General features: G+C 62.9%; 31 protein-coding genes. 16 read left to right on the forward strand and 15 right to left on the reverse strand.

Annotated features, from left to right (window positions below):
- Positions 1-339 precede the first annotated feature (339 nt).
- From AC0L2F_RS26840 to ligD, 4 genes are all read right to left on the reverse strand, one after another.
- Positions 340-594 (reverse strand): hypothetical protein, encoded by a 255-nt coding sequence (locus AC0L2F_RS26840; RefSeq protein ID WP_473250456.1) that lies wholly within the window; start codon positions 592-594, stop codon positions 340-342.
- Positions 595-1,176: 582 nt separating this feature from the next.
- Positions 1,177-3,147, reverse strand: coding sequence for a methyl-accepting chemotaxis protein (locus tag AC0L2F_RS26845; RefSeq protein WP_473250457.1), 1,971 nt, complete (start codon positions 3,145-3,147; stop codon positions 1,177-1,179).
- A gap of 266 nt (positions 3,148-3,413) precedes the next feature.
- Complete coding sequence (locus AC0L2F_RS26850; protein WP_473250458.1) at positions 3,414-3,911, reverse strand: hypothetical protein; 498 nt, start codon at positions 3,909-3,911, stop codon at positions 3,414-3,416.
- Positions 3,912-3,916: 5 nt separating this feature from the next.
- Positions 3,917-5,734 carry a DNA ligase D gene (ligD, locus tag AC0L2F_RS26855; RefSeq protein WP_473250459.1) on the reverse strand — a complete coding sequence of 606 codons (1,818 nt, stop codon included), beginning with the start codon at positions 5,732-5,734 and terminating at the stop codon, positions 3,917-3,919.
- Between the two features lie 491 nt (positions 5,735-6,225).
- Here ligD and AC0L2F_RS26860 point away from each other — a divergent pair, with 491 nt between their 5' ends.
- Positions 6,226-6,690, forward strand: coding sequence for a hypothetical protein (locus tag AC0L2F_RS26860; RefSeq protein WP_473250580.1), 465 nt, complete (start codon positions 6,226-6,228; stop codon positions 6,688-6,690).
- Between the two features lie 288 nt (positions 6,691-6,978).
- Here the strand turns inward: AC0L2F_RS26860 and AC0L2F_RS26865 are convergent, their stop codons facing one another.
- Positions 6,979-7,191, reverse strand: coding sequence for a hypothetical protein (locus tag AC0L2F_RS26865; RefSeq protein ID WP_473250460.1), 213 nt, complete (start codon positions 7,189-7,191; stop codon positions 6,979-6,981).
- 180 nt (positions 7,192-7,371) lie between these two features.
- On the opposite strand from AC0L2F_RS26865, the gene ku reads away from it, so the two are divergent.
- Together ku and AC0L2F_RS26875 are read left to right on the forward strand one after the other, a co-directional pair.
- Positions 7,372-8,301 carry a non-homologous end joining protein Ku gene (gene ku, locus AC0L2F_RS26870; protein WP_473250461.1) on the forward strand — a complete coding sequence of 310 codons (930 nt, stop codon included), beginning with the start codon at positions 7,372-7,374 and terminating at the stop codon, positions 8,299-8,301.
- 20 nt (positions 8,302-8,321) lie between these two features.
- A complete protein-coding gene (locus AC0L2F_RS26875; RefSeq protein ID WP_456653003.1) occupies positions 8,322-8,528 on the forward strand; it encodes a hypothetical protein in 207 nt (68 codons plus the stop codon).
- A gap of 109 nt (positions 8,529-8,637) precedes the next feature.
- Here the strand turns inward: AC0L2F_RS26875 and AC0L2F_RS26880 are convergent, their stop codons facing one another.
- From AC0L2F_RS26880 to AC0L2F_RS26905, 6 genes are all read right to left on the reverse strand, one after another.
- Positions 8,638-9,765, reverse strand: a complete 1,128-nt coding sequence (locus tag AC0L2F_RS26880) for a PAS domain-containing sensor histidine kinase (protein ID WP_375157871.1) — start codon at positions 9,763-9,765, stop codon at positions 8,638-8,640.
- Positions 9,765-10,556 (reverse strand): alpha/beta fold hydrolase, encoded by a 792-nt coding sequence (locus AC0L2F_RS26885; protein ID WP_456766554.1) that lies wholly within the window; start codon positions 10,554-10,556, stop codon positions 9,765-9,767. The genes AC0L2F_RS26880 and AC0L2F_RS26885 overlap by 1 nt, the downstream gene beginning before the upstream one ends.
- Before the next feature lie 200 nt (positions 10,557-10,756).
- Positions 10,757-11,038 (reverse strand): response regulator, encoded by a 282-nt coding sequence (locus AC0L2F_RS26890; RefSeq protein ID WP_473250462.1) that lies wholly within the window; start codon positions 11,036-11,038, stop codon positions 10,757-10,759.
- 88 nt (positions 11,039-11,126) lie between these two features.
- The gene (locus tag AC0L2F_RS26895; protein WP_473250463.1) at positions 11,127-11,393 is read right to left on the reverse strand and encodes a hypothetical protein; all 267 of its coding nucleotides are present in this window, start codon (positions 11,391-11,393) and stop codon (positions 11,127-11,129) included.
- A 460-nt stretch (positions 11,394-11,853) separates the two neighbouring features.
- Positions 11,854-12,012: a hypothetical protein gene (locus AC0L2F_RS26900; protein ID WP_473250464.1), complete on the reverse strand. Its 159-nt coding sequence runs from the start codon at positions 12,010-12,012 to the stop codon at positions 11,854-11,856.
- Between the two features lie 247 nt (positions 12,013-12,259).
- On the reverse strand, positions 12,260-12,697 hold the full coding sequence (locus tag AC0L2F_RS26905; RefSeq protein WP_456766558.1) for a MerR family transcriptional regulator: 438 nt from the start codon (positions 12,695-12,697) through the stop codon (positions 12,260-12,262).
- Positions 12,698-12,782: 85 nt separating this feature from the next.
- Between AC0L2F_RS26905 and AC0L2F_RS26910 the strand changes: the two genes are divergently transcribed.
- From AC0L2F_RS26910 to AC0L2F_RS26925, 4 genes are read left to right on the forward strand one after another with little or no spacing between them, the layout of a single operon-like run.
- Positions 12,783-13,346: a hypothetical protein gene (locus AC0L2F_RS26910; RefSeq protein WP_473250465.1), complete on the forward strand. Its 564-nt coding sequence runs from the start codon at positions 12,783-12,785 to the stop codon at positions 13,344-13,346.
- 11 nt (positions 13,347-13,357) lie between these two features.
- Positions 13,358-13,750, forward strand: coding sequence for a thioredoxin family protein (locus AC0L2F_RS26915; protein ID WP_473250466.1), 393 nt, complete (start codon positions 13,358-13,360; stop codon positions 13,748-13,750).
- A gap of 10 nt (positions 13,751-13,760) precedes the next feature.
- Positions 13,761-14,483: a cytochrome c biogenesis CcdA family protein gene (locus AC0L2F_RS26920; RefSeq protein ID WP_473250467.1), complete on the forward strand. Its 723-nt coding sequence runs from the start codon at positions 13,761-13,763 to the stop codon at positions 14,481-14,483.
- Positions 14,484-14,507: 24 nt separating this feature from the next.
- Entirely contained in the window at positions 14,508-14,831 is a 324-nt protein-coding gene (locus AC0L2F_RS26925; protein WP_456766562.1) for a YnfA family protein, read from the forward strand.
- 69 nt (positions 14,832-14,900) lie between these two features.
- On the opposite strand, the gene AC0L2F_RS26930 is transcribed toward AC0L2F_RS26925, so the two are convergent.
- From AC0L2F_RS26930 to AC0L2F_RS26945, 4 genes are all read right to left on the reverse strand, one after another.
- Complete coding sequence (locus AC0L2F_RS26930; protein WP_473250468.1) at positions 14,901-15,623, reverse strand: SOS response-associated peptidase; 723 nt, start codon at positions 15,621-15,623, stop codon at positions 14,901-14,903.
- A 5-nt stretch (positions 15,624-15,628) separates the two neighbouring features.
- Positions 15,629-16,078 carry a hypothetical protein gene (locus AC0L2F_RS26935; RefSeq protein WP_473250469.1) on the reverse strand — a complete coding sequence of 150 codons (450 nt, stop codon included), beginning with the start codon at positions 16,076-16,078 and terminating at the stop codon, positions 15,629-15,631.
- Positions 16,079-16,097: 19 nt separating this feature from the next.
- Positions 16,098-16,463 carry a hypothetical protein gene (locus tag AC0L2F_RS26940; protein ID WP_473250470.1) on the reverse strand — a complete coding sequence of 122 codons (366 nt, stop codon included), beginning with the start codon at positions 16,461-16,463 and terminating at the stop codon, positions 16,098-16,100.
- Positions 16,464-16,625: 162 nt separating this feature from the next.
- On the reverse strand, positions 16,626-18,092 hold the full coding sequence (locus AC0L2F_RS26945) for a TM0106 family RecB-like putative nuclease (RefSeq protein WP_473250471.1): 1,467 nt from the start codon (positions 18,090-18,092) through the stop codon (positions 16,626-16,628).
- Positions 18,093-18,463: 371 nt separating this feature from the next.
- Here AC0L2F_RS26945 and AC0L2F_RS26950 point away from each other — a divergent pair, with 371 nt between their 5' ends.
- The 9 genes from AC0L2F_RS26950 (at position 18,464) to AC0L2F_RS26990 (ending at position 26,737) form a co-directional block, all read left to right on the forward strand.
- A complete protein-coding gene (locus AC0L2F_RS26950; RefSeq protein WP_473250472.1) occupies positions 18,464-18,709 on the forward strand; it encodes a helix-turn-helix domain-containing protein in 246 nt (81 codons plus the stop codon).
- Positions 18,710-19,517: 808 nt separating this feature from the next.
- A complete protein-coding gene (locus AC0L2F_RS26955) occupies positions 19,518-20,060 on the forward strand; it encodes a hypothetical protein (protein ID WP_473250473.1) in 543 nt (180 codons plus the stop codon).
- A gap of 4 nt (positions 20,061-20,064) precedes the next feature.
- Positions 20,065-20,889 carry a metallophosphoesterase gene (locus AC0L2F_RS26960; protein WP_473250474.1) on the forward strand — a complete coding sequence of 275 codons (825 nt, stop codon included), beginning with the start codon at positions 20,065-20,067 and terminating at the stop codon, positions 20,887-20,889.
- A gap of 85 nt (positions 20,890-20,974) precedes the next feature.
- The gene (locus AC0L2F_RS26965) at positions 20,975-21,565 is read left to right on the forward strand and encodes a hypothetical protein (protein WP_473250475.1); all 591 of its coding nucleotides are present in this window, start codon (positions 20,975-20,977) and stop codon (positions 21,563-21,565) included.
- Complete coding sequence (locus AC0L2F_RS26970; RefSeq protein ID WP_473250476.1) at positions 21,562-22,338, forward strand: hypothetical protein; 777 nt, start codon at positions 21,562-21,564, stop codon at positions 22,336-22,338. Before AC0L2F_RS26965 ends, AC0L2F_RS26970 begins: the two co-directional genes overlap by 4 nt.
- Positions 22,326-22,592, forward strand: coding sequence for a hypothetical protein (locus AC0L2F_RS26975; protein ID WP_473250477.1), 267 nt, complete (start codon positions 22,326-22,328; stop codon positions 22,590-22,592). The genes AC0L2F_RS26970 and AC0L2F_RS26975 overlap by 13 nt, the downstream gene beginning before the upstream one ends.
- Before the next feature lie 751 nt (positions 22,593-23,343).
- Positions 23,344-24,078 (forward strand): Tn7 transposase TnsA N-terminal domain-containing protein, encoded by a 735-nt coding sequence (locus tag AC0L2F_RS26980; RefSeq protein WP_473250478.1) that lies wholly within the window; start codon positions 23,344-23,346, stop codon positions 24,076-24,078.
- Between the two features lie 11 nt (positions 24,079-24,089).
- Positions 24,090-24,335, forward strand: a complete 246-nt coding sequence (locus AC0L2F_RS26985; RefSeq protein WP_473250479.1) for a hypothetical protein — start codon at positions 24,090-24,092, stop codon at positions 24,333-24,335.
- Positions 24,336-24,343: 8 nt separating this feature from the next.
- On the forward strand, positions 24,344-26,737 hold the full coding sequence (locus AC0L2F_RS26990) for a hypothetical protein (protein ID WP_473250480.1): 2,394 nt from the start codon (positions 24,344-24,346) through the stop codon (positions 26,735-26,737).
- The last annotated feature ends 4 nt before the right edge of the window (positions 26,738-26,741 follow it).

The following is a 26,741-nucleotide window of genomic DNA, read 5'->3' on the forward strand; positions in this document are numbered from 1 at the left end:
GATGAAGCTTGCCGCCGAAGCAAAGGGCGCAGAGCGGCAGAGATGGATCACTGCCGCGCTCGCGTGGTCAGAACTCAGTTCCCTGCGCGGGGCTGCCGAGCACAACGTGCCGGAAGGGTAGCCTACGCGGCAGCTCGTTACCGGTGCAAGGCGCAGCACCTTCCCGGACCCCCTTCCAGGGCGCTAGGATCGCGTTCAGGGGAAACGCGATGCCGCACCCGCTCACGGCATCAAATCGTCGCAGGTGAGGCCAGGACCACCGGCTGGGTACGCGAGCTTGGTCCTGGGGAAGCGTCTGTCGGCAGATCCCTTCGCGCACTGCGGGACGGCCGCCAGGCTTCATCGGCTGCGCGCTGCCGCACCATCGAGAACGACACGGGTGTGGGCATCATGCCTCGCCGGCCCAGAGAAAATCGCTGCAGGCGGCGTCGTGCGAGGCGTCGGCAGTTCGGTCGGTCCGGATGCCGAGGGCTGACCGCCCCTGCTGTCATACTGTTTGGCGAGATCTAGGAGACGACGCCGGGTGAACGGATCGGCTTTCTCCGCCATACCTCGGCCCTTTTGGGCCAGACCTCGGTAGAACTCCTGCTCCATGACACGCCCCTCAACATCACTGCCCAGAGTTGAGTGCTGTGCGGCGGCGGAGTCAAGAAGGCGCGCAACAGTGCGTGAACCCGACCTAATTTTTATCGGCCAGCTTGAGCTCGCGATCTCAACTGAACTAGAGTGCCATCGCAGGGGGAAAACAGATGGCCATGCTCCATCCGGTCCGGAAGGCGTGCCCGGGGTGCGGCAAGCCGATGAAAGCTGTGTCCGACGAAGCTTCGGAACGGCGGCCGCGGTACGTGTGCACCAATTGCAACGATGACCCGCTACACGACCCGGATGCCCGCAAGTGGGCGGATGGCCCGCTGCGGCCTCCGGACCCCTAGGTCTTCGCTGCGCGCGGGCTTGAGTCGAGCATGGAACGGGCTCGGCCGAATACCGTTGATATGGCGGGCCCGCGCGAATGCACGGCCCGCGTGGCTCCGCCATCAAGCCCCCCAGCCCCCAAAAGGCGGGGCCACGCTCATTCTTCACGTTCCGGCGGGATTTTTCGGCACGTATCTCAGACGGGCGGGTTCAGCAGGACGGCTGGTCGCCGCCATGCAGACGTGAAGTCGATGGGGAGCAGGGTCAGGCCGCTCGCACAGTAAGCAGGAAGCGATCGAGTTCGCTCCTCAGCCGGTTGCTCTCAGTCGACAAGGAGCGTGCTGCCGCAAGCACCTGTGTAGATGCAGAACCGGTCTCAGCTGCCCCGTGCTCAACTTCTGTAACATTTGACGAGACCAGTTGCGTGCCCTGCGCGGCCTGTTGGATGTTGCGTGAAATCTCTTGGGTCGCGGCGCCTTGCTCCTCGACCGCGGCGGCAATGGTCGATGACACCTCGGACAATAGCTCAATGGTGCCCGAGATTTCCTTGATGGCCTGCACGGATTCGTCGGTGGCCGACTGGATGCTGCCGATCTGCTGACCGATCTCGCCGGTTGCCTTGGCTGTCTGCTCGGCCAGCGCCTTAACTTCGGAGGCGACGACGGCAAAACCGCGGCCCGCGTCGCCGGCGCGCGCAGCCTCGATGGTCGCGTTGAGGGCCAACAGGTTCGTCTGCCCGGCAATGGTGTTGATCAGCTCTACTACGTCTCCGATTTTGGCGGCGGCCTTCGAAAGCTCGCTGACCTTTGCTGTTGTAGTCCTGGCTTGGCCCACGGCTGCAGTGGCCATACGTGCTGAAGACTGAACCTGCCGGCTGATCTCGGTCACTGAGGATGTCAGCTCTTCTGTTGCAGAAGCGACCGACTGGACGTTGGTTGAAGCTTCCTCCGAAGCGGAAGCGACGTTGGTTGCAAGATCCTGGGCGTGCTCCGCCGTCTTTGTCAGCGTTGCTGCCGATGCTTCGAGCTCGGTGGATGCCGAGGACACGGTTTCGACGATCTCGCCAACCGCCGCCTCGAACTCGCTCGCCAAACGGTTCATATCCGCCTTGCGCTGCTCGGCCTGGCGTCGCGCACTGTCCGCTTGTTCCGCCCGCAGGCGCTCGGCTTCGATCATGTTGGATTTGAAGACGTCGACGGCACCGGCCATTTCGCCGATTTCGTCATGGCGGCCGACGCCGGGGATGGCGACGGTCATATCACCCTTCGCAAGTCGGACCATGGCTTGGACCATGGACACGATGGCTTTGGTGACCGCCCGGGAGATCGTCAGCGAGAGGCTCGAGACGACCAGTACCATGAGGGCCAAGGTTATCAGCATCCAGCGCTTGATGCTCGCAATCGTTTCCGTCTCTTTGGCCTGAGCCGCGTTGTACCGGTGCTCGATGTCGGTTGCGATCTGTTCGATCCGCGGCTCCATCTGTGCATAAGCTTTGGACATGGCGATTGCACTGGCGGCCGCCTGCTGTGCGCCGTCGGCCCAGGCATTGAAGTCGGCCCGATACTTTTGAAGTTTACTCTCGATGTCACCCTTCATCGCCGGAGCGAGATCGGATGTTTGTACTGCCTTGGCAAATTCGTTGGCGCTTTTCTCGAATTGATCGACATAGACGCGGTCGCGACGGAGCATGAAATCCTTCTCATGCCTACGCATCATCAGCATGCCCGCGGCCAACTTCGAGTTGTCCAGCTGCGTCAGCTTCGCCTCAATATCATGTACCGAACTGCGCAGCGCTCCACTGAGCCCCAACTTTTCGTTCAAACCAAGCTTGCCTTCGTTCTGCTCCAGCGCAGAAAATTGCTTGGTATATTCGGTAAAACCTTGCGCAAGCACAGCAATTGTTTCGGCCAGAGCGGCGAACTCGCCAATCCTGACGGCCTTGCCGAGGTGATCGATGTCGCTGTTGATGGTCGTCGTCAATGCGGCGTGGCGCTTGGAGGTCTCCTCGTCGCGCCGAAGCAGAAAGTCCTTCTCGGCCCGGCGCGCATTTAACAAGTCCCGCCCAAGTTTATCGTTCAGCGTGGAAACCTTACGAGCCTCTTCAGCGACCGTTCGCGCTGCTTCCTGCGAAGCATTACCGTTCAGATAGATGCCGCCGAAAACGATTAGTCCGGCGATGCCGACGATCCCGATGAGCAATATCTTATGGCTCAGTCGCAGCGAGAGACCCGTCATGAATACACCCTAAAGTAGCCGGAAATGAGAGCAAGTATCTGGTTTCCCTTGTAAAATGCGGTGCCTTCCAGAAAGGAAGCGTAAACGAAAGCGGGCTGCCGTACTTCTACGGATGATCTCGCGACGTTGCCCTGCCTGGCTTGGCACCGACAGACGGCATGAACACACTCGCCGGTTCCGCTCATAGTCGGAGCTTCCGCTTTGCGCTGGTAAGCCGGGGTGAGTACAGGTCCTAGCGTAGGCTTACGCGTGGACCGACATCCGCGTCACTCCTGAACAGGGTACTCCCAAATGTCGCGTTTCGGCTCGTTGGCCTGAACCCATTTCTTCGCGCTCTCTTTGGAAGCAAAGAGCCTGACCCAATCGACGTCCCCGACGTCCCGGGAGGCCGGATCCGGCGAGTAGAGCCAAACCGATCCTGCGGCTGGGCCGCCGTTCACTTCGTATTCCCAGGCCACGCCTTCAGGGTCATTTTCCCTGAACCACCTGTCGGCGACGTCGGCAGACGCAAATACCTTTATCCATCCGGGCTCGCCTGCCGCGTGCGTTCTGCCGTCCTGGTAATCGTCGAGGTAGAGCCAAACGGTTCTTCCCTCGCGGCGAGCCTCGTCATGGTGGCGGACGGCCTCGTTCACCCTCTGCCGGTCGGAATGATCGGCCTCAGGCAGGGACATCACCGCGGCGTAGAGTTCGGCAGGAATGCCGCGCCTGTCGCCCGGCAGCTTTGAGCACCATTCCACCCATCGATCAAATGCATCCGACATGTGGCTCACCTCCTCGACCTGGCGCGGAATGGACTGTCCATGGTGAAGGCGTTCGGCGCGATCCCGCTCTCGATCCGCTTCCAGGTCACGGGCGCAGCGATCGGAAATCCCTCTCGGACTCGCGGGGAATACGTCCCGATCGCGGTGGTGCCGCGGCCGTTGCGCAGATAGTCGAGGAAGATGCGATCGCGACGCTTTGCCTGGGCGGACAGCAGGTAGCGGCCTGGATGGCGCGCCGCGAAAACTGAGACCAGCTGATGAGCAACCCGATGGGCCTTGTCGTGCAGCACCGGGTGATCCAGAGGTGCCATCAGGTGGATGCCTTTACCGCCGCTGAGCTTGGGCCAGGTCTCAAAACCTTCTCGTTTCATCAGCGTGCGCAACTCGAGCGCGGTCTCCACGACGGCCTCCCAGGTGACACCCTCGCCGGGATCAAGGTCGATCACGATGCGGTCGGCATGTTCGAAGTCTTCGACGGTCGCATTCCACGGATGCAGCTCGACAGCCCCGATCTGGACCAGCCCAAGGAGGCCATCGAGGCTGTCGACCCACAGGCGAGTGCCTTGGCCGCCCTCGCGCTTCTGAATGCGGAGCTGGTGCACGGCGGCCGGGATGTCCTTCGGCAGCGGCCCCTTGTGATAGAAGGTCGTGCCGTGCACGTGACGCACCAGCTTGAGCGGCCGCTGCTCGAGGTGCGGCAGCGCCTTCTTCCACACCCTGCGCCAGTAGTCGGCGAGTTGTTCTTTCGAGGGCGCAACCGCTTCGGGCAGAAGCTGCAGAATGTTCTCTCGGGGCACGCCCAGCTTCGGCCGGCCGGCCACGGAGGGCACCAGTCGCGGCGCCCTAACCTTGCGCACCGCAAGATCATCGCGAAAGCCCTTGAATACTGCCTCTCGGAGCAAGCCATCATCGGTCCGCGCGCCATATTGAACCTCGATTTCAAGGGTCGGCTCTACCCAGGTCGCCTTCGGCTTTTTGACCGCCAGATCGAGCGGAGAAGCCTTGCGGATCAATGGATCAAGCCGCTCGCGCAGTTCGCGCGCCGTCGTCTCGGTGTAGCCGGTACGCACCTTGCCGGCGTAGAGCAGCTTGCCATTCTCGCGCCGGCCGATGTAGAGCGAGGCCACCTTGCGCGGACGCGCGCCTAATTTCTCCACGAACGCGACGACCGGAAAGGTCTCGCTCTTCTTGCACTTGAGCTTGATCCAGCTCTCCTGCCGCCCTGAGCGATAGGGTTCACCGAGCCGTTTGGCGACCAGGCCTTCGAGCCCCAGTTTGCACCCTTTCTCGAAGACCTCGTTGCCGTCCGCCGCCAGTGCTTCAACGTACATAAAGGTTTCGGGTGCGTCCTTCAGGAGCCGCTGCAGCAGGCGCTTGCGGTCCTCGTACGCGGCGCCACGCAGATCGTAGCCGTCGAGGTACAGGAGATCGAAGGCGTGGTACCGCACACGCTTGCTGCGCTTTCGGCCGAGCTCTCTCCTGAGCTGCTGGAAGTCTGGCAAGCCGCCACTGCCGTACACCACCGCTTCGCCGTCGATGATCGCGCTGTTTGCCTTGAGCAGCTCGGCGCTCGCTGCGATCGAGGAGAACTGTTCGGTCCAATCTAGGCCCGTGCGCGAATAGACTTTGATGTCGCGAGCTTCAAGATGCAGTTGCGCACGGTAACCGTCGGCCTTGATCTCGTAGACCCACTCTTCGCCGCGAGGCGGCTTCTCCCGCAATGTGGGATCACACGGCTCGATGTAACCAGGGATAGCAACTTTGATGGCGCCGTGGACACGCGATACTCCCGAACGAGACTGACGCAACGCCACGGCACACATGCCGATTCAACGCCGTCGCCCTGATTCGTTCCGTGTCTCGCTGAGGACCCGTTCGGAACGCGGGTTGTCTCCGAGCGTTGGCGGCTGTGGGCGCGGGTAGGAGCGGTGCGATGATAGAATCGGAGACCCTGCTGGAGAAATGTCCCCAATGCGGTGCATGGCCTATGGCGGCAAACATCCAAAGGTCTGCTTTCGCGCTACGCGAAATCCAGTTCAGGTGTCCGAGGTGCCAGGCGGAGGAGGCCGGCCGGCTCCGCCGACCAACGTCCCCGCGGCGCGCTGCCTGACAACGCGGCCAAAGAACCGGAGGAGCTATGACCGCGCCTTTCGAGGTGCCGGGTTCCGGCGGGCGTCGAGACCGAGCTGACCAAGCTCGGTTCCAGTAATCGCCACAAGGAAGGTGAGTGGCTCGCGCGTCCCGGCAGCATCAGACGTCTGGAACGTAATTGACGATCCGGCTTTTTGCTCCGTGTCGGTCGGAGGGAAGTGCGATGAAATCGATGAGCGCTCTCGCCTTTGCACTTGTCGTCTCGACAGCGACGGCCTCGGCGCAGCCGGTGCGATGGACCAGGTACACCATTCCCCAGACCGGCACCTCGATGGATTTTCCATCTTCGATCTTCACGGAAGAAGCTGGCCGACCCGACGGCTACGGGCAACGGTTCCGAACTGCGGACGGACGTGCCGACATCACGATCCAGGCCGCGCCCAACGTCGGGAACGATTCTCCCGCGGCCTTTCTCGCCAAAAAGCATCCGCCTTCACGCATTCAGTACAAGCGAGTGACACCACGGTTCTTTGCGGTCTCCAGCTACAGGGGCGACAAGGTTTGGTACAACCGCTGCAACTTCTCGGGGCGGCTGATCCATTGCGTGTTGATCGACTATCCCGCAGAGGAAGAGCACGCTTGGGACAACATTGTCACTCGAATGAGTCTGTCGCTCAGCGGAAGGTAGTTGCGGAGCTACGCGCAGAACATCTCCGCGCGTCCCCTTCACAGGGTGCTCAGGTCGTCCGGCACATCGCCGAACTTGCGGATCACCGTCGCGTCTCAATTCGCCCGTAGCCGGATCCCCGCTGCGGCTGAAGGCCGACCGCGCCGACAATGCCGGGCTTTCGCGAAAGCGCCGCGGCTTTCATCACGGCGGCGTTGGGATCGAAGCATTCGACGGCTTCGCCGGCAGCGACACCGTCATCCGAAGGAAGGAACGGCAGAGCCACATAGTAGGGTCACCGCGGGCATGTCAGTCGTACCAATCCTTCCGGTCGCGCGGTACGTCGAACCGGCCGCGCGAATAGCCGGCAGAAATCGAAGCCCGCAGCTCTTCGACCTGCGCCTCCAGGAAGCCATTCGCGATGATGAGCGCCTTGAGAGCTTCCCGGGCGTCGCCCCCACAGGCCGCAATCGCCTGGTCGGCGGCGTCCTCCAGGTCGAAGCTGGCCGGTTCGGATGCCATGGGTTGGGTCATCGCGGCATGTTCTCATTTTGTTCGTAAGAGTCAAGACTGCCCGCCACGTCTGCCAGGCGCTTGACCGGGTGGCCTCAATTTGGCGGTGGACGCCTGCGGGCAGTGTCGGAACTGTGTCGCGCCGTTCGTCTTGAGTCCAAGTCCCCGTACCTGGAGTGTTGCTTAATCATGGCCCCCCGCGCGAACTGGAAAGGCTTCCTTCGGCTGTCTCTCGTCACCTGTCCGGTGGCGCTCTACCCGGCGACGTCGGAAAGCGAGAAGATCTCCTTCAACCAGCTCAACCGGCAGACCGGCCATCGTATCAAGTACCTGAAAGTCGACGCCGACACCGGCGACGAGGTCCCGAACGAGGACATCGTGAAGGGCTACGAGCTGGAGAAGGGCCAGTACATCGAGGTCTCCAAGGAGGAGCTCGAGGAGATCGCGCTGGAGTCGACCCGGACCATCGAGATCGACGAGTTCGTCGACCGCAGCGACATCGATCCGCGCTATCTGATCAGGCCCTACTACATCCGTCCAGACGGCAAGGTCGGGCACGACGCCTTCGCCGTGATCCGCGAGACCATTCGCGAAATGGACAAGGTCGCCATCGGCCGGGTCGTGCTGACCAACCGCGAGCACATCATCGCGCTGGAGCCGATGGACAAGGGTCTTGTCGGCACGCTGCTCCGCTATCCGTACGAAGTGCGCAGCGAGCAGGAGTATTTCGACGAGATCCAGGACGTGAAGGTGACCAAGGACATGCTCGATCTCGCCAGGCACATCGTGAACCAGAAGGCGGGCAACTTCGAGCCGGAGAAGTTCGAGGACCACTATGAGACCGCGCTGATCGAGCTCATCAACCAGAAGCGCGCCGGCAAGCCGATCGTGCCGAAGGATCGTCCGAAAGGCGAGAACGTCGTCGATCTGATGGACGCGCTGCGCAAGAGCGTCGGCGGCGCAGCGGCGGAGAGCAAGGCTTCGAAGAAGCCCGCCAAGAAAGCCAAGAAGGCGGCGGCCGGTCAGAAGGAGATGCTGATGCCGATCGCGGGCAAGAAGCCGGCGAAGGAAGCAGCGACAAAGAAGCCCGCGGCCAAGCCGCAGCGAAGGTCCGCCTGACCCAAGATTAGGAGAGCGGCATGGATATCAAGGAAGCCTCGGCGATGACGGAAGCCTCCGGGCTAGTGAACGAGCAGGAGCAGGCCGCAGAAGCGCGCCGGCCGCGTCCGATTCAAGACGCCGCCGCCGTTTGGGCAGACCGCCTCCGCAAGGCCACCGTCGAGGCGCCGCTTCAATCGCTGGCCGTCGCCTTCGTGCTCGGAATGTGGTTTAGCCGCCGTCGGTGAACGAGAGCGATGCCGGCCAGCTGGTAGTGTCTTCTCGCGATCTTGCGGGCGTCTACACCCCCGAAGGAGGCGGGAACCCCCGCCGATCCGCCGCGGTTTCGAGCAGATCTCAGGCGGGCTCTAGCGGCATCGAGAACAGGAATCGGGTCTCCTCGGGCGATGAGGTCACGGTCAGAGTTCCTGCATGCGCCTTGGCGATTTGGGATGCGATGTAGAGACCCAAACCCAGTCCTTGGCGGCTCGCCCGCGCCTTCCCGCGAAAAAACGGCTCGAACAGCTTATCCATCGTGTCAGGCGGGATAGGCTCTCCGGCATTGGAGACCCAAAGCTCGAAGGTGGCCCCGGCCGTAGCGGCACGAACGACGACGGGCTTGTTTGCCGCTCCGTGTGTCAGAGCATTGCCCAGAAGGTTGGACAGGAGCTGGCCGATTCGGGTGCGATCGCATGGTATCGGCCGATCTATCTTGAAGTCGGTTTGGATTTCCCGCCCCGCCGAAGCCAGTCGGAGCTCATCGACGACCTGCGTCAGGACAGGTTCGAGCGGCTTGTCGGCATCCGTTTCCAGAGCAATGCCGCCGCCCAGCCGGCCGCGCGCGAAGTCGAGCACGTTGTCGATCATCGCAGCCATCCGCATGATCGTGGTCTGCATCATTGCGATGATCTGGTGCTCTTTTTCGCTCTGCGCGGTCCGGTCGAGGATGCGCGCGCCGGCGCTGATGGATGCGAGCGGATTGCGAAGGTCGTGGCCGAGCACGGCGATGAACTGCTCGCGCAACTCGGAACTCTGATGCTCGAGGCGCAGCACTTCCTTGGTCGCCCTCTCGGCGGTGACCGCCAGCTCGCGGGCGGCCAGAAGCTCCTGTTCGTAGCGCCGCCGATCCGTCGCCTTGATCAGCGCAAGACGTATCAGCAGCAGCTTCCCGTCCGGATCGCGGCGCTCGTTCGCGTTCGCGATCATCTGCAGCGGGGTATCGTCCGCAGCGAGCATGTCGATGGCGAATTCGTGGAAGGAGCCCTGCATCCGCAGGAGGGGCATGATGTGCGTCTCATAGTAGATGCGGCCCGGGATCGTGAGGAAATCGCTGAAGCGCTTCCCGATCATCTGCTCCGCGGAATGCCCGCTCCACTCCAGGAAGGTCCGGTTCACCTGATCGACGCGGCCGTTCGCCTGCACGGTGATGTAGCCGCAGGGTGCATTCTCGATCAGATCCTGGAAGTCGGGAGCGGAGTCGTCCACTAGACAAAGGTCCGCATCGCATCGACGACTTCGTCCGGCGCGCTGAGGTTGGGACAATGGCCGGTCGCCTTCAGAACGATCATCCGGCTTTTTGGAATGCTGCGATTCACGTAATCGCCTACCTCCTGCGATGCGATGATGTCCTCGCTACACTGCAGGACCAGGGTCGGAACGCTGACGAACGGAAGATCCTTGCGGTTGTCGGAAGTGAAGGTCACGCGGGCGAATGCCTTTGCGATCTCGGGATCCGTTCGGCAGAAGCTGTTGGTGAGCTCGGCTCCAAGCTCTGGGCGATCCGGATTGCCCATGATCGCCGGCGCCATCTGCGCGGACCAGCCCATATGGTTGGATTCCAGAAACTGGAGGAGCTCCTCGATCTGCTTTGCGCTGAACCCGCCCACATAGCCTTCGTCGTCGATGTAACGAGCGGAGGGGCCGATGAGCACCAGCTTGCCGAACATGCCGGGCGCCTTCTGAGCGGCGAGCACCCCGATCATGCCGCTGACCGAATGACCGACGAAGACGGCGTCCTGGAGATCTAGCTCGCGGCCGATTTCCACCACGTCGTCCGCATACCCACCCAGGCTGGAATACTTGCTCCGGTCGTACGCCGACAGATCGGAGCCGCCGGCGCCCACGTGGTCGAACACGACCGTTCTGAAGTCCTTCTCGAAGGCTGGCGCCACGAACCGCCACATGTTCTGGTCGCAGCCGAAACCGTGAGCGAACATCATCGCCCTGCTTCCGGCTCCCCGGACGTGGACATTGTTTCGTTCGATCACGCCCGCCATCCGTAGCCTCTTCTTTTTTCCGCGAGGTTCTTGTGATCGTAGTCGCGGCCGCGTGGCTCGCCAACCGATCTCTTCCTAGACCGGCCGGAGAATCCGGGGTCGAAGCGGATGTCTCCGCTTTCAACCGAAGCTCGGCCTTTCCTTGCCCATCGTCCTGATGGCCTCGACGATCCGGTCCGGATGGTACGGTTTGTGGAGGGTCAAACTATCCGGGACCGGCCTGGCCTCGACCGGGGAAAGCCGGTCACGTAGATCACGGGGAGCCCTGGATCGCGCTCTCGGCACCGCTCCGCGATCTGCCAACCGTCAATATGTCCGGGCAGCTTGATGTCGGTGACGAGAACGTCCGGATGTTTCGTTCGGCACAGTGACAGTGCCTCCTCGCCTTCTCCGGCCTCGATCACGTTCCAGCCTTCGTCCCGCAGCGCCTCGACTACGAATTCCCGAACGAGCGGATCGTCCTCGACTACAAGTATACGCACCGGACGACCCTCAAGACTTTGATTCGCAATCAGTTTCGAACGTCTGAGGTACCGGGACGTTCCGCTGCTGCCGTTCTTGGTCGAACGGCTACTCCCCGGGCTGGCACTCCGGGCAGGTATCGCCGATCGAATCCAGCACTTCGCGGACCTCCGAGACCGCCTGCGACGGAGACATGCCAGTCGGTGGCTCCTGCCTGGCCAGATCCAACGCGTGCTCGCGCGCATGCGGGTCGGCGCGGTCCTTCGCCCAGCCGTGCTCTTCGCATTCGTGGATGGCGCCCGCCTCCTGCAGCACGTGGATAGCCCAGCCGCGTAGCGTGCGGACCGCTTGGGGTTTTTCCTTGGTCATCAGCATCGAGATAACTCCTGCCGAGACGAATCCTTGGGCCCCCCGGCTCGTTCCTGCCGGTAGTACGGGACAGGGATTCCGAAACGCGGTGGCTCCGCTTTGTCCACGTGTTCGCCGCCCTTTCCTTAAACTAGCTAAATGCGGGAACCGGCCAGCTTTCCCCCAATGTCGGAATGGACGATTCACTACTGGCCAAATTGGAGATCGCGCAGGAGGACAGTCGCAGGTTGCGCGATGAGGCCCGCGCGTTTCTCTCCGCTTTGAGAGAACAACGCGCACTTCTCCGGCTTGCACGGGCCGACGCGGCATCGACCCTGGCGGAGTTGATCGCGAAGCGAGCAGACCAGCTCCCCTGACGGGAGAATTTCGTCTGCACCAACTGCGAGGGCGATCCGCTGCACGACCCCGCCGCCTGCAGGTGGGCGGACAGCCCGCTGAGGCCGCCGGGAAAGTGACGGCGCGTCGCCTAGAACAGATTAGCTGCGGTGTTGAGGCCGCAGGTCATCGCGGCCGCAAGCGACAGCAAAAGCCCGAGGCGGCAAAAGATCAGGATGGCTTTCAGATCCTCGGCCTCGACATGCATACCCGTCGAGCGTGAGAGCGCGTTCACCAGTGCGGCCATCATCGGTCTCCTCCGAGAAAGCGGCAGCATAGCCCGCAAAGGCGTCGGCGAATGTGACCATCTCTCAGGTCCCACAGCCCCCGACGTGCCGGCGGCGAAGTGGACACGGTCGCGATCTGCCTCCTAGCACAATCAAAAATGAAAGGTGGAGAGGCCTTGCGTGTCGGAACAAAGCTCCGCCGCTCGTCTTGAGCCCGCGAAATGAACTCGCCACAGACAAGGCTGCCGAGCCTGCGTCAGCTTTTCGAATTCAACAGCAAGTATTCGTCGGAACGGACAGGTCCTCCAGGATGACGCAGCCGCTCGCGGGGCCTCCGGCACATCTGGACGAACAGCTTTCCGCGAACTCGGCCAGGCTTTTTTCGAGTGCACGCAGTTCGACCAGCTTTTTTCTCACGCCTACGAGATGATCCTCGGCAAGGTCCTTAGCCGCAGTGCAGTCTCGTTCCGGATTTCCTATCAGCTCGACGAGCTCACGGACCTGCTCGATGGGAAATTGGAAATCGCGACATCGTCGAATGAAGATGAGACGCCGCAGATCGGAATTCCGATAGACCCGATGCCCGCCGGGGCCTCGGGAGGGCTTCGGCAACAGTCCGACTTCCTCATAGTAGCGGATGGTGGCGACGTTGCAGCCGGTTTGGGCCGCCAGGGTACCAATGGTGAGCGGCGACGCGTCGAGGGGCATGATCTCTCCGAAACGTGACTTGAACCTCAAGTTACTTGAGGTCCCAGGGTCCCGGCAAGAACGACCCAGACAGGCTCACGTGATGATGAATGCGATCAAGCTCGCGGCCGCCGGCGGCCTATGCATGCTGTGCTGCGCGCTACCGATTTCCGCTGTCCTGGCGGGCGGCATCTTCCAAGTCGGCGCGGCGAGTTGGGGCGTTGCCGGCGGCCTAGGACTGCTGGCGGCTGCTGCGGTCGGCGCCCTGTTTGCCGGCCGGAGAAGGCTTGCGAAGCCCGATGTGCCATCTTGTCAATGTTCGCCCCCGGGACTTCGGCTCGACGAGGTCGCCCCGTCGATCGCATGCACGTTGTCGGCCTCCAGCTACCACGAACGTGTGAAGTCAATCCGAGCGCTGGCCTCGCACTCGCTGATTTCGGCGCGCAGGGGACCGCTGTCACTGCATCTGGTCTACGCAGCCGACGCCCTCGGCGAGGTCCGCGCTCTCGTCCGCGCCGAGCAGTCCTGTTGTGCTTTCCTCGACATCCTGACCATCGAGAAAAACGATGGCGTGCACGTCACGATCACGGCGCCTCCCGACGCAGCCCTGGCTGCCGAGGACCTGTTCAACCATTTCGCACCCGAACTCGCTCACCAACAAGCCTCATAAAGGAATCGACCATGAACATCGACCGCCGCACCCTCTTACTCGCCCTCGCCGTCACGGCGCTGATTGCTCCCCCAGCGCATGCGTCGAACGGGCTGCCGTTCGACGCGGCCGCGTTCAAAGCTGCCCAAGCGGCCGGGAAGACGATCGTCATCGAGATCACGGCAAAGTGGTGCGGCCCGTGCCAGCGGCAGCGACCAGTCGTCGCGAAAATGCTGGAAAAGCCGGAGTTCACGCACCTGACGATGTTCGATGCCGACTACGACGCGCACAAGAAGGAGCTTCTGGAAATCAATGCGCTGCAGCTTACGACGCTGATTCTCTATCGCGGCGGCAAGGAGGTCGCACGCTCCTCCGGAGCGACCAGTCCCGAGGCGGTCGAGGCGTTCTTCCGGAAAGCGCTGTAGGGCGGTCATAATGGAGCTTTTCAGCATTCCGCTGGCACTGATTGCCGGCCTGTTCTCGATCCTCTCGCCGTGCGTGCTTCCCTTGCTGCCGATCGTGCTCGGCGCAGCGGTCTCAGAACACAGATACGGACCTGCCGCTCTCGCCGGCGGGCTCGCGCTGTCGTTCACCGCTATCGGAATGTTCGTCGCGACAGTCGGTTATGCCATCGGTCTGGACGGGGAGGTTTTCCGCAAAGTCGCGGCTGTTTTGCTGGTTGCGGTGGGGGCCGTGTTGGTCGTGCCGAATTGGCAGGCGCAGGTGGCGCTCGCCGCGGGGCCGATCGCCAATTGGACCGAGCAAAAATTTGCCAACCGCCGGTCCGGAGGCCTGGGAGGACAGTTCGGCGTCGGGGTCCTACTCGGTGCCGTCTGGAGCCCCTGTGTGGGTCCGACGCTGGGCGCGGCATCCGTACTTGCGGCGCAAGGTCGAGAACTTGGGCACGTCGCCATGACCATGTTCGCCTTCGGAATCGGTACCGCGCTGCCACTCCTCCTGGTGGGTATGCTGTCTCGCGAATCCTTGATGCGCTGGCGTGGCCGCATGCTTTCGTTCGGCAATGGCGGCAAGGCCATTCTCGGCGGCGTGCTCATCGCCAGCGGGTTGCTCATCCTGGTCGGTCTCCATAAGGCTCTCGAAACTGAGCTGGTCCAGATTCTTCCGTCGTTCATGGCGGATTGGGCGGGACGCTTCTGAAGGAGCAGCGCGAGTGGATTTGGCGTGATCACGGTTCTGTCTTATGCAGGCGCCGCTGTCGCGGAGATCGCAGGATGTTTCGCGTTCTGGGCCTGGCTTCGGCTGGGCAAGTCAGCACTGTGGCTCGTTCCAGGCATGGCATCCCTGGCTCTCTTCGCCTACCTGTTGACGCTCGTCGACAGCGACGCCGCCGGCCGGACCTACGCTGCGTACGGTGGCGTGTACATCGTCGCGTCTATCTTGTGGCTGTGGATCGTCGAGGGGCACCGTCCGGACCGCTGGGACGTTACCGGCGGTTCCATCTGCATCGTCGGCGCCGTCGTGATCCTGCTGGCGCCCCGGCCTTGAGATTGACGTCATTCACGGAGGTACTTGGGCGGTCCGGGGCCATTGTCGAGCTTAGGCCTCGCTAAGGCGTTAAGCGGTCGACGCCGGGTCTTCCTTTACGCGGCGGGCTACGATCCGAAGCGCCCCATCCGGGAGCGGCCGCTGCAGCTTCAGCGCCTCGTCCGGAGGCGCGGTCATCCAGGTCTCGACCTCTTCCGGCGTCGTCAGGATCACCGGCATCGCCTTCGGGTGGATGGCGCCCACCTCGGCGTTAGGTTCTGTCGTCAGGAAGGCGTAGAGGTCGTTGGTGGTCTCGCCTTCCTTGACCTTCCGGACCGACGTCCAGTTGGTCCAGATTCCGGCGAAGCACGCGAGCGGACGGGTCTCATCAAGCGCAAACCAGATGTCGCCGCCTTCGGCTTTGTTGAACTCGCTGAACGAGTTGAACGGCACCACGCAGCGGTGCTCTGGACCCAGCCATCGCGTCCAGTGTTTGCTCTTCACGTTGCGGATGTTGGTCGTGCCGCCATCCGGCTCCATCCGGAGCAATTCCTTGAAGTCGATGGTCTTGCCCTTCGCTTGGAGCTTCTCCGCCCGCTTCTTCGTCGCGTCCATCAAAGCTTTCGACGACGACGGCATTCCCCAGCGCGCTGTCGCGAGCTCGCGGCCGTGGGCGCCGGTCCGGACGATCGGCGCCCTATAGTCCGGAAACACGCCGGGCATCGGGGCCAAGTTGCCGACGTACCGGTTGACGACGCGGAACAGCGCGCTGATGGCGGCCTGGTTGGTGGTGATTGAGTACAGATTGCACAAGGTCGTCAGTTCTCCGGATCCGGATGGCGGGCCCGTGGCGCCAGCTGCAGTAGCTTGGCCGGCGGCCGGCGGCCCGCCTTAGCACACTTGCTGCAGCGAAGACGGCTCGCCAGGTCGTGGACGAAGGTGGTGGGCGGATGGCGAAGCGCGGCCATGTCGACGTCCCGCTTGGTCCTGCAGCGGGAGCACTCGATTTCTATCCAGAGGTAGCCAGCGTTCAGGGCTTGGTCGATCGTGGGGGACGGGTCGATCGGCTCTCCGGCAGCCCACATGCGCTCGTTCCATGACTCACAAAGCAGCTTATCGGCCTGGCGGATCAGGGCCTCCCCTTTTGCCCGGGCTTCCGCCGACTGCGTCGCCAGAATCGAGGTCATCGCGCGGGCACGGCTGAGCTCCTTGGCGAGCGCCTTGCGGTCTCCTCCGGAGAGAGGTGTCGGATGATGCTTGGGGGCCATAGCCGTCCCGCCGCCGAGCTTAGGTGCCGTCAAACGACGGCCAGCAGCCATCTTCCTCGTACCGACCGGTCCGGTGCGTGCACGTGTTGTCGAGCAAGCGCCGGCCAACCTGCCCCCAGGTTGCCTCCGGACCGTACAGGCGAGTGGCGTCGGCCTTCTGAATCTCGACGGTCCGGCCGCAACGCCGGCAGTTGACCCTCAGCAGATGCTGAGGAATTTGGCTCAGCCGCAGCAGCCGTCCGGACGCGGCTAAATCTGGGCCCCGCGCGCCGGGGCCCGCGTCGTCCAGAAGCGCCTGCCAATATTCGGGCGGCAGATCGTCGTCCGGAGCGAAACCGCGGTCCGGGGGCGCGTTTCTGCCGACCGCAGAAGCCATCTTTTCCATTTGGGCTCGGTCGGCATGCGCCAGCTGGCGGGGGCGGTCGGTCATTCCAGGGACTAGAACATATCAAGAACACAGAGTCGAGTCCGGGGTTCGGAGGAGCATGGACTTGGCTGCGTCCGGCTCAGAAGGCCGCGTCCCCGAAAGGCGGATCAGTCGCTAGTGCTAGTGCGTTAGCTCTCTGATGCCGTCCAACAGCACGCGAGTGGCACGACAGTCATCCTCATTATATTCGAGTATCCGCTGCCTGACCGCGGGATTGCGTTCCCGGCACCAGCGGTCAAACCATTCTATCGAAACAGCGCCGGAAGGGTGCGCATCCCTCCAAGAGAAGCCGAGATACTTTGCCAATGTTTTGATCGAATGATCTCGCGTGGGCCATTCGGTGGCCTTCAGAACCACATCTCCGTAAAGATCAATCGCCCGTTCAGGATCGAATAGGTGCTCAATATCATCGCGTGTGCAGATCTCCGGATACTTCTGCTGGAGCTTTCGATAGATCGTTCTTTCATACTTGGAGTAGTAATAGATGCCAGCGCATGACCGCGATGTAAGATAACCAAACGCGGCCGCGAAAGCACGTCGCTCCGCCACCGGCGAAGCCTCGTCCGCGAAAAATGCGACGTATTGCTCGGTGTCGTTGTCTCCATTCTTGCGTTCCACAAACCCGTGTAGATAGCAGACGTCGCGCATTGGATCGACTTCGATGTCGAAAAAGAGCTCGGACGAGAACGAGCCCAGATTTATGGGCTGGCGCAGGTAAGGCCGAGGAGATGGAGCCTTCAGCATAGCCGCACGCGCTTGCAGAAGGCGAAAGCGCTCGGCCCCGATTCCCGAAAACGTGGTCTTCCGACCCTTGACGAATTCCTCGGGATCGATCGAAGCGAAGTCAGCGATAGTCGGGATCCTATCACTCATGATGTCGCGATCGGAGCGCCGAAGAAATGGGATGAGCGTGAGGTCGTCTGCCGCAGTGAGCTCCCGGCTGCAGAAGGTATACCAGTGACAAAGCTTGCAGACGCTGGAGTAAGCAGCCCTTGGCACCGTTTCTCTCGCAATTATCGATCGCGCCTCAGCCAGCGCTTTCTCGTACTCCCGCCAAAGATCTGAACCGGGAAGCTCTTCGAAATCGTAAGCGATTTGGTCGCCGCGGATGTCCAACACGAACGCGCGACGGCCGCCAGAAAACCCCAAGTCCTCGAGAATCTCAACGAAGAGCGCCAGTTGGACGCCGTAACTCCGCCTTAGCCTGCCCTCGTGTCGCTCGTCTCCGCCTTCTCTGCCGCGTCCTGATTTGATATCGCCCGGTACATATCCGTCGAGCTCCTTGCGAATTAAATCGGGCTTGCCGAATCTGTCTCCGGATCTTATGGACCCTCCGTAGATCAGCGGCTCGCCGTTACCCATAGCCAGGAGAGTCAGCCGTTCACGATCCGGCTCGCTAACCTCAGACAGATCGACGAACGACTGTCGTAAATTTGCGACCGTCTCCCGCTCGAACAGCGTTCCCCTTTCCCAGAGCATACGTACGAAGGGACTGATCTCATCCCGCTTGGAGACGTCGCAACAGGCGTCATTAGCGACGCGCTGCGGACACTCTATCCAGTTGTACAAAATAGACGCCGTGATCAAGCACGCGCTCCATCAGCACTGATTAAGCCGAAGCATGCTTCTCTTCTTCGTGGCCTGCAAGAGGTGCAACTTCGCACCTCCGATACAGCGCCAGGCCAACCAATCCTATTTGACCAGAGAGGAAGAACGGCGGAGCGCCTCGTGCGATAGATTCGCACTACAACAGGCCGATGACGAGGTGCCCAGAGCAACATGCGGTCGCCAGAGCGGAATATCCGTATAGGCTCTCGGAGTTTTCAACCGGCCGAAACGGTAGAACAGTTAGCTCTTGAGTCCTTGGACAACCGTATTTTGCTGTGGTGCTCGCGGCAGAGCCGTGCCAGAGATTCCGTCGCGCTTTAGCCTTACCGGATATGCTGTGCGGGGAAGTCATGGCTCCATTTGATTCCTTGGCTAAAACGCAGAAGCGGGTCCGGACCGCTCTCGGGCAACAGGTCAAAAAGCGTAGACTCGCCCTCGAGCTGACGCAGGCCGCCTTGGCGCGGCAAGCGGGGGTGCGCCGCGCAATGTTGATCGAGATCGAGCAAGGCGAGGCCAACATCCGGCTGGAATCCCTTGTGCGCATCGCGACGGCCCTCAAGGTCGAGCCTGCCGAACTGCTGAGTTCAGATCCTTGAGTATGTCAAAAGAGGCTCAGCTCGTTCCGGACAAACTTCCGATAGGCGCAAAATGAACATTCGGAACGCTTTGACCAAAATCCGAATGTTCGTTATACCGGACATCACGGATCGGAGATCGGCGTTCCCGTGATCCAGAGGACCTGGAAGGGGCGAAGGAGCGACGAGCTTGACCGATCCACAATAGCCTTCCCAGCGCGCCTTGGATTTGGTCATGCTTCTCCAATTCCCGATAACTCCCCACCGAGATGCGCAGCGTTCGCTGTTCAGATCGCCCAAGTGTCGCATACCCATACCCGTCCGGCATATTCTTGTTCGTCACGCCTTGGAGCAGGCTTCACTGGATACGACCGTACGCGAGATCCAATATCGCAGAGGTCCTCGCATAGATTGTCCGTCCCTTTCGCTCGCAGGTGTCGTGCTTCTAAGAAAAGCCGGCGCGTTTCTCCTTCGAATCCGTAACGTCGGCTGCCAACCCAACGAGGAGGACGAAGCGCGCATCAGGTTTGTCCTTAAGCACCACAGATTGAAGTTGTTCGATAGAAGTGCGGCAGACCTATTGCGCGAGCCCTTGTTCTCCAACGTGCGGAAAGTGTGGTCCCATGCGGGCCAAGGCGTGTCGCTCTCCGATAGGCTAAAACTTTCGATAGCGCTCCAAGGAGGTCCGCGCTGCATCATCGAACTCGTGGACCGCGCGCGTTTGGATTGCGACATCGTCGACGCCGTTTGCGCTCTCGCCTGCGAAAATCTTGTGCGGATCAGACTGCACGACGCACCGCTCGGCCTAGGGACAATAGTGGAGGTTTGAGTGCCGGGTTCCAATCGAAGCTGGAGAACCGAGCTGATCGGGACGTACCCCGATCTCTTCCACCCGCCTGCGGACAATCCCGCCGTCGCCCAGGCCTATCCGCAATGCGGTGCCGGCTGGTACGACCTGCTCGACCGGATGTACGTCCGGATCCGGACCGCGGTTCAGGCCGACAGCGGCACCCTCACGTTCAGCCAGATCAAGGAAAAGTACGGGACGCTGCGGGTCTACTGGGACGGCGAACTCTCTCCGGAGGCGGACGCCCGGGTCGAAGAGGCCATCTCGCTGGCTGAGGCGCGCAGCGCCGTCACCTGCGAGGTCTGCGGCGAGGAAGGTCGCCTGCGGGGCGGCGCCTGGCTGACCACCCGCTGCCAGGCGCACTCTGAAGGCCGCCCAGCTGTCGAGCACCGCACAGGCCTCGAGAACGTGCATCTCGTGCACCGCTTCAGCGCCGGCAGGCGCTTCGTCACCTGTCGTCGCTACGACCGCGAGAACGACGTTTTCATCGACGTCGACCCCGCCTCCCTGGGCATCGAGGAGTAGTGCCGTGAGGATCTGGCCTATCTCCGATATCCATCTTGAATCGACGAGCGGCTGGGACCTGCCGTCCGGAGACGCGCGTCCGAGCTTCGACGTCATGGTCGTCGCCGGCGACTTGATTCCGAGAATGGAGCGCGGGGTCGCCTGGCTGCTGCAGAGGGTGCCGGACCGGCCTGTCATCTACATTGCCGGAAACCACGAGGCCTACGGCTGCGACATCGACAGGACCCTCGAGAAGGCTCAGGCGCTGGCCGCCGGCACGAATGTGCACGTTGTCGAGAATGGGATCGTCCGGATCGGCGACGTGACCTTCGCGTGCTGCACCCTTTGGACCGATTACGCTCTCAACGGCGACGCACTTCGCGCGATGGCCATCGCTGGCGAGCGCATGAACGATTTCAAGAAGATCCGGATGGCGTCCTACCAGCGCCGCTTCCTGCCGCACCACGCGCTCACCCGACACCGGAGGTCGATCGACTTTCTCGAGACCGAGCTCCGAAAGAAGCGGACCGGCCCTTTCGTGATCGTCACCCATCATGCGCCGATCCCCGAGATGACCAGCGAGCCCGGCGGAACTGGCAACGATCCCACTCTCAACCCGGCGTTCAGGAGCGATCTCAGGCGGCTGATGGTGCCGGCCCCGGACGACGGGCGCGGCGCGCTGCTGCCCGCGGACATCTGGTTCTTTGGTCACACCCACGAGAGCTTCGACGCCGTCGTCGGCGAGACGACCCGCTTGGTGAGCAATGCAAAGGGGTACGGACCGTGGATGCCAGACCAACGCACCTGGGACAATCCTGACTTCGACGAAAAGCTCGTCATCGAGATCTGAAAGGGGACGCCATGGATACCGACAGCCGCAAGCACTCCGAGACCGAGCCCTGCTCCGTTCTTCCAATGACCTCGGATGCTTCATCATGTTCCGCCCCCGCCCCCGCAGCGGCCACCCCCACCTATTCTCGTCCGCCAAAACCGCGACCCCGATCCCTGCGAGACACCCTGCGCTCCGCGAGGCTCTCGTCGAGGCGTCGCTCGATCCGGCAGTCCGGTCGATCCTTCACGTTGCGTCGGCGCCTGCTGGGTCCGCGCAAGTAGAGGTCGACGCCGTCGTCCTGCAGCAGGATGGCCGCCGCTTCCATCTCGACGTGGTGCCGGCGCGCCGCGTCCGCGATCTCGACGAAGAAGGACTGGTCCAGATCGCGTTGCGCGAACTGGGGCTGCAGCAGCTGGTCGTCATGGCCGAAGACCTGAAACGCGAGCCGAGACGCTCCAACTGCCGGGAGGTCTGGTCTTGCAAAGACCGGCCGGTCCCCATCGCTCTGCGCATCGGCATCCTCAAGGCACTGGCCGACGAAGGCCCGATGGAGCTCGGCCGCTTGCTGGAGACCATCCGGAGCAACCACGACCCTTCGGTCGCGGTGATGGCGCTCGCCTGCGCAGACGCTCTCGAACTCGACCTCCACTCCGGACCGCTTGGTCCGTTCACCTTGGTGAGATCCCGCACATGAAAAAGCCTACAGGCCGTCGCCCACCCGACAACATCATCCCCCTGACCCCGAAGCGGCGCCATGATCAACCACGCGGCGCCGTCCTGATCGACCGCGTCTACGACCACAAGCTCGGCCGGTTCGAGGACGACGGGGACGAGTCCCAGATCGAGGGAGCCTTCGTGCTAGACCGCGAGGAAGACGGGGATCCGCCGGGAGGCGAGCGCCCGGACGCTGTCACCACCGTGGTCGCAGCTGCCTTCGAGGCAGCCACGACGCCGGACCAGAGACGCAGGCTCCGCCATAACCTGGCGATCTGCGCGGTCGTTCACGTGCCGACGACCGCTTGGGTCATGCCGGTCTCGCTGTACTTCCGCGACACCTTCGGCGAACGCTGGCTGCAGCAGACCAGGCATGGTCCCAATCCCGGCGAACGCGGTTTCTCGACTAGCTCCGCCTCCGTCTCCCTCGCGTTGTCGGCCGGTCAATCGGTGGTGGGCATCGCCGCCGACCTCGGCCTGCTTCCCAGGTCGATGATCGGCGCCGCAGACATGACGATCCGGCTCGCGGCCCCGAACAGCGCCGTGCTGAAGAGGGCAATCGCCCGGTTCGCGAAACGGGCGCCCCCCGACATCGACGACGCCATCGTGGCCGACCTCGATCTTCCCGACCTCGTCGCGGCCTTCCGTCCCGGCGCCGGACCCGCCCGGATCGCGCAGCGGCTCGCGGCCGCCGCCGGCGCGCTGCGGGTCCATGCCGAGCTCACGAAGGGGGCGCCCCCATGCTCGTCGTGAAAGTGGAGCTATGGCCTGGTGGCAGCGGCGCATTGCGACGACCGACCGGGACGCTGCACATCGCCAACGACAGCGACCTCGCCGATGTGTCCGATTATCGGGTCCTCGCCATGGAGGTGGCCAATCCGTTGACGGGCCGACCGCCCGGAATCGCCAGATTCCAGGTGCTCGCCCATGCGCGCCGGCAACGGGTCTGGGCGCTCCTGGGGCGCGCCTGCGAGGCAGCCATGCAGGCCGATTGGATCGACCTTTAGGCCAGGAATTCGAAATTTCGGCCCCGGTGGGGCCTCCGGAAGGAACGGAGTTCGCCATTGAGCCGAGAGTTATCCACAGAATCGTCCGATCCCCGGCCGGGGCCCTTAGCGCCTCTCCGGGGGCCTGCGACGCGACACGGAAGGCGCTTTTCGGCGCTGGCCGAGACCGACGCACGGCAGCGCGGCGGCGTGGACAAGATTTCAAGGACTCGAATTCTACGGGCATCCACTCCGCGGCCGCGGAGCGAAAAATTTGCGTTCGCGACCCGGAGCGGCGCGACGACAAGATTTCAAGGATTCATATTTCAGGAGCTGGAACGACAGCCCCAGCGAGTCCGGCGATCGGGACACACCTTGGCGACGGTCCGCGGACGGCCGAGGAAGGCGCGCGACGGCCCCGACCCGGTCGTCGCGTCCCCCAACCCTCTCGACTCCTAAAATAGCGATCGTCATGGTCGCGCTCGTAACCGCAACCCAAGGGCCCAAGCGAAAGGAGAATGGACGACCCCCTAGGCCCAAAAACGAAAGCGGCCCCGCGCAAACGGGACCGCCCTTCGATCGGGGGTAGCCAGCTTCGAGAACCGGACACCGCCTTCACAGACACCCGCACCTGAGCAGCTCGGTGCGGGGAAGGCAAGGCCGCGCGCCGTCCGGATTCTCGCAGATCCCCACAATTCACCCCGAACGCCGGAAACCCCGTTTCCGGCGAACGGCGGCGCCTTGTCCGGGAACCGGCTAGTCCGCAGCAGCGATGTCGAAGAAGCGTCCCAAGCTCGAAGGCGCCCGCATCGTCCGTGCCAAGGGCGGCGGCCCGATCAGGACGGTCATCCAGGCGGTCAAAAAAATGCCGACCGGCGAGTTCCCCTCGCTCAAGGCCGGCAGGCCGCTGCCGTGGGAGGGCATCTCCGAACGGCACTTCATCTGGGTCTCTGAGGCTGACTGGAACGTCCGCACCTTCATGATGCAGCCGATGCGGATGGAATTCCGCATGAGCGACGGCCGCACGCTCGTGTATTTCCCCGACAGCGAGCGTCTCCTCGCCGACACCGCAATCGAGATCGTCGAGATCAAGCGGACCGAAGACGAGCACCGGCGCGATCCCGAATACGCGTTCAAGCTCTGGCTCGCCAAACATGTCTGCAATCTCCGCGGCTGGAAATTCCGCATCGTCACCGCGGCGAAGTACCTCGCCGAAGGGCACCGCCTGGCGAACGCGCGGCTCATCCGGATGGACCGGTTCGCCACGGTCTCGGCCGAGGACTACATCCGGCTCGGCGAAGCCTTCCGGCACACGGACGGCACCCTGCCCTGGGGTGCTGTCGTCGCCACCCTCAGCCGCGCCGACGACGAGTGGAGCCCGCAGGGCCTGGCGCGCCTGCGCGCCCTGATCGTCCGCCGCCACGTCCGCGTCGACATCGATCTGCGCATCACCCAGCAGACGCCGGTCGTCCTGACCGAGAGCGCCGCCCTCCAGCTCGGCAAGTAAGGAGTTCACCAATGCCCAAGCACCTCACCACCCCGCATCTGACCGTCTGCATCGACGCCGAAACCCGGACGATCATCGCGCATCAGATCGACTTCGAGCCGGCCGGCAGCGCTTTGCGCGTGCTGCAGCAAGCTGTCCGGACCGACGCATGGGAATGCCCGCGCGTAGTTCTGATCGACCGGTCGGCCGCCAACCTGCTGCAGGCGCTGACCGACCTCGATGCTGGCGACGCGGCCGACGCCGATCTGCGGTCCTGAGAGCCGGCATGTCCTCGCTCGACATCAAGAAAGGCGAACTGTTCCAGCATGCGGAGAAGGGGCCGATCCGCTTCGATCGCTGGAAAGCGTACAACGTCATGCGCTTCGAGAAGGTGGCGGACGGGGACGAGATCAAGATCCTCGAGCACAAATTCCTCGAGATGCACGCGTTGCGTCAAATCCGGAAGATCGCGCAGGACCGGGACGGCAACCCGGTCGAACTCCGCGAATTCGGTCCGGAAGAGCTTTGGACTGATTCCTCCGATCCATCGCAGGCGAAGCTCACCGCGGAGGGGCGTGCAGCGCTCGCCAGGCAGTTCTACACCGTCAAGGCCGACGAAGAAGGCACCAGCCTCGGCAACGAGGGCCTCGGAGAGCTGATCACGCGCTGGCGCCCCGTCGTCTTTCAGCTCGGATACGAAACGAACGAAATCCGGAAAGGCAAGCGCCCGGAGCCCTATCGGGTCGAAGTCGCGCGCCTGCGTCACTGCATCAAGCATTGCGGCCGGCCGGGCGCGCGGCCGCTCGAAGTCTTCAGGGACAACCGCGGCAGGAATTCGAAGCGCCGGCTCGCAGAGGAGGTCGAGACCCTGATCCCGGGGGTGATCGACAAGTTCTATAGCAGCCGCGGTTGCGACTACAACGACGCCTACAGCGCCCTGCACGATGCGATCAAAGATCTCAACAAGAAGCGACCGGCAGACGATCAGCTCAAGTACCCGCGGCCGAAGGTGATCCGGCGCCGGATCGACGAAGCGCTGACCTTCGACAACTGGGCTCGCAGGACCACGCCTAGCGAGGCCTGGCGCAAGATGCACGGCCACCGCGAGCACATCACCGCGGAGCGGCCGCTCGAACTCGCCATCATGGACACCACCCCGCTCGACGTCCACGTGCTCGACAGCAGGCTGCTGCTGCCGCTTGGGCGGCCCTACCTCACGGTCTGCATCGACGTCTACAGCCGAATGATTTTGGGCTTCTTCGTGACGTTCGAGCCGCCGTCGCTCTATTCCGTGCTGGCGACGCTGAAGCGCGTCAATCGCCACAAGGGATATCTCCAGAAGCTCTATCCCCAGATCAAGCGGCAGTGGGACGGCTGGGGGCGGCCCACGGAGATCATGGTGGACCGCGATTGGGCGCATCAGTCGCCCTCCTTCCAGCACTCGATGTCGAACCTCGGCACCGAAGTCCATTACGCACCCGCGAACACGCCGCAGTACAAGGCCATCTGCGAGCGCTTTTTCGGCACCATCAATCAAGGCCTGATCCATAAGCTCGCCGGTGCCGTCCGCTACAACGTCTACGTCATGCGGCAGGTAGGGCTCGACCCCGCCAAGGACGCCTTGATCACGCTCGAGGATCTGAACGAGCTCCTTCACGAATTCATCGACGTCTATCACTACCGTCCCCACGCCGGCATCAACGCGATCCCGGCGCGCAAATGGCAGGAAGGCCTCGCGATCCAGCGGCGCTCGTTCATCGCGGACGTCGCGGCGCTCGACCACGTTCTCGGCCCCGTCCACACCGCTACGCTCAGCGGCAACGGGATCAAGTTCAGGAATATGCGCTGGCACGACGAGACCGTCACCAGCATGCTCCTGGACGACCTCGTCAGCTTCGAGAAGAAGAGATCTCAAGATCCGCGAACCTTCGGACAGTCGCGGGTGCGGGTCGTCGTAAAATACAACCCTGCCGATGCGTCCTCCATCAGGGTCTGGAACCACGGCGGCGAGCCCAAGCCCTATTGGGTTACGATGCCGAACGCCGACAGGGAATTCCAGAAAGGCCTCTCCTTCTGGCACCACGAGCGCGTCCGCGAATTCGCCAAGTCCAAGGATCTGGAGTTCAGCACCGAGGAGCAGCGCTGGGACGCCTACAGCCAGCTCCGCCAGCACTGGGAGAAGCTCGCCGGTCAGATGCCGATGCGCGAGAGCCGCCAGGCACGCCGCGGGCTCGCCTGGGAGCTCGGCCAATTCGACGACGGCACGACCAACGAACTCCCGACGATCACGCTGGACGACATCCAGGACGCCGAGGTCGAGTCCTCGACCGCAGGTCTCAACGTAGTCGCGCCCGACGAAATCCCCCTTCCCGACCAACTCGCGGCCGAATTGCTGAGCCCGGACAACCGACCGAACAAGGGGAGGACGCCCAGCAAGGCCACGGTGGCCAAGGGGCAGCGCACGAAGAAGCGCGGGAAGGCGGACGCCGAGAACGCCGAGCACGAAGCCTACGTCAAGGAGCAGCGAGGCGATCCGACCGGCGATCCCAGGGCACGAGACAGTCCCGTCGTGGAAGACGATGCCGGCGACCCCGAAGGATGGGGCGAGACCATCGAGGCTCCGACCACCGCGACCGCCGAGCAATCCCACGACGAAAATGCAGACGACGAAGGCTGGTAACGGA

It is taken from the genome of Bradyrhizobium sp. Ken64 (assembly GCF_055807555.1).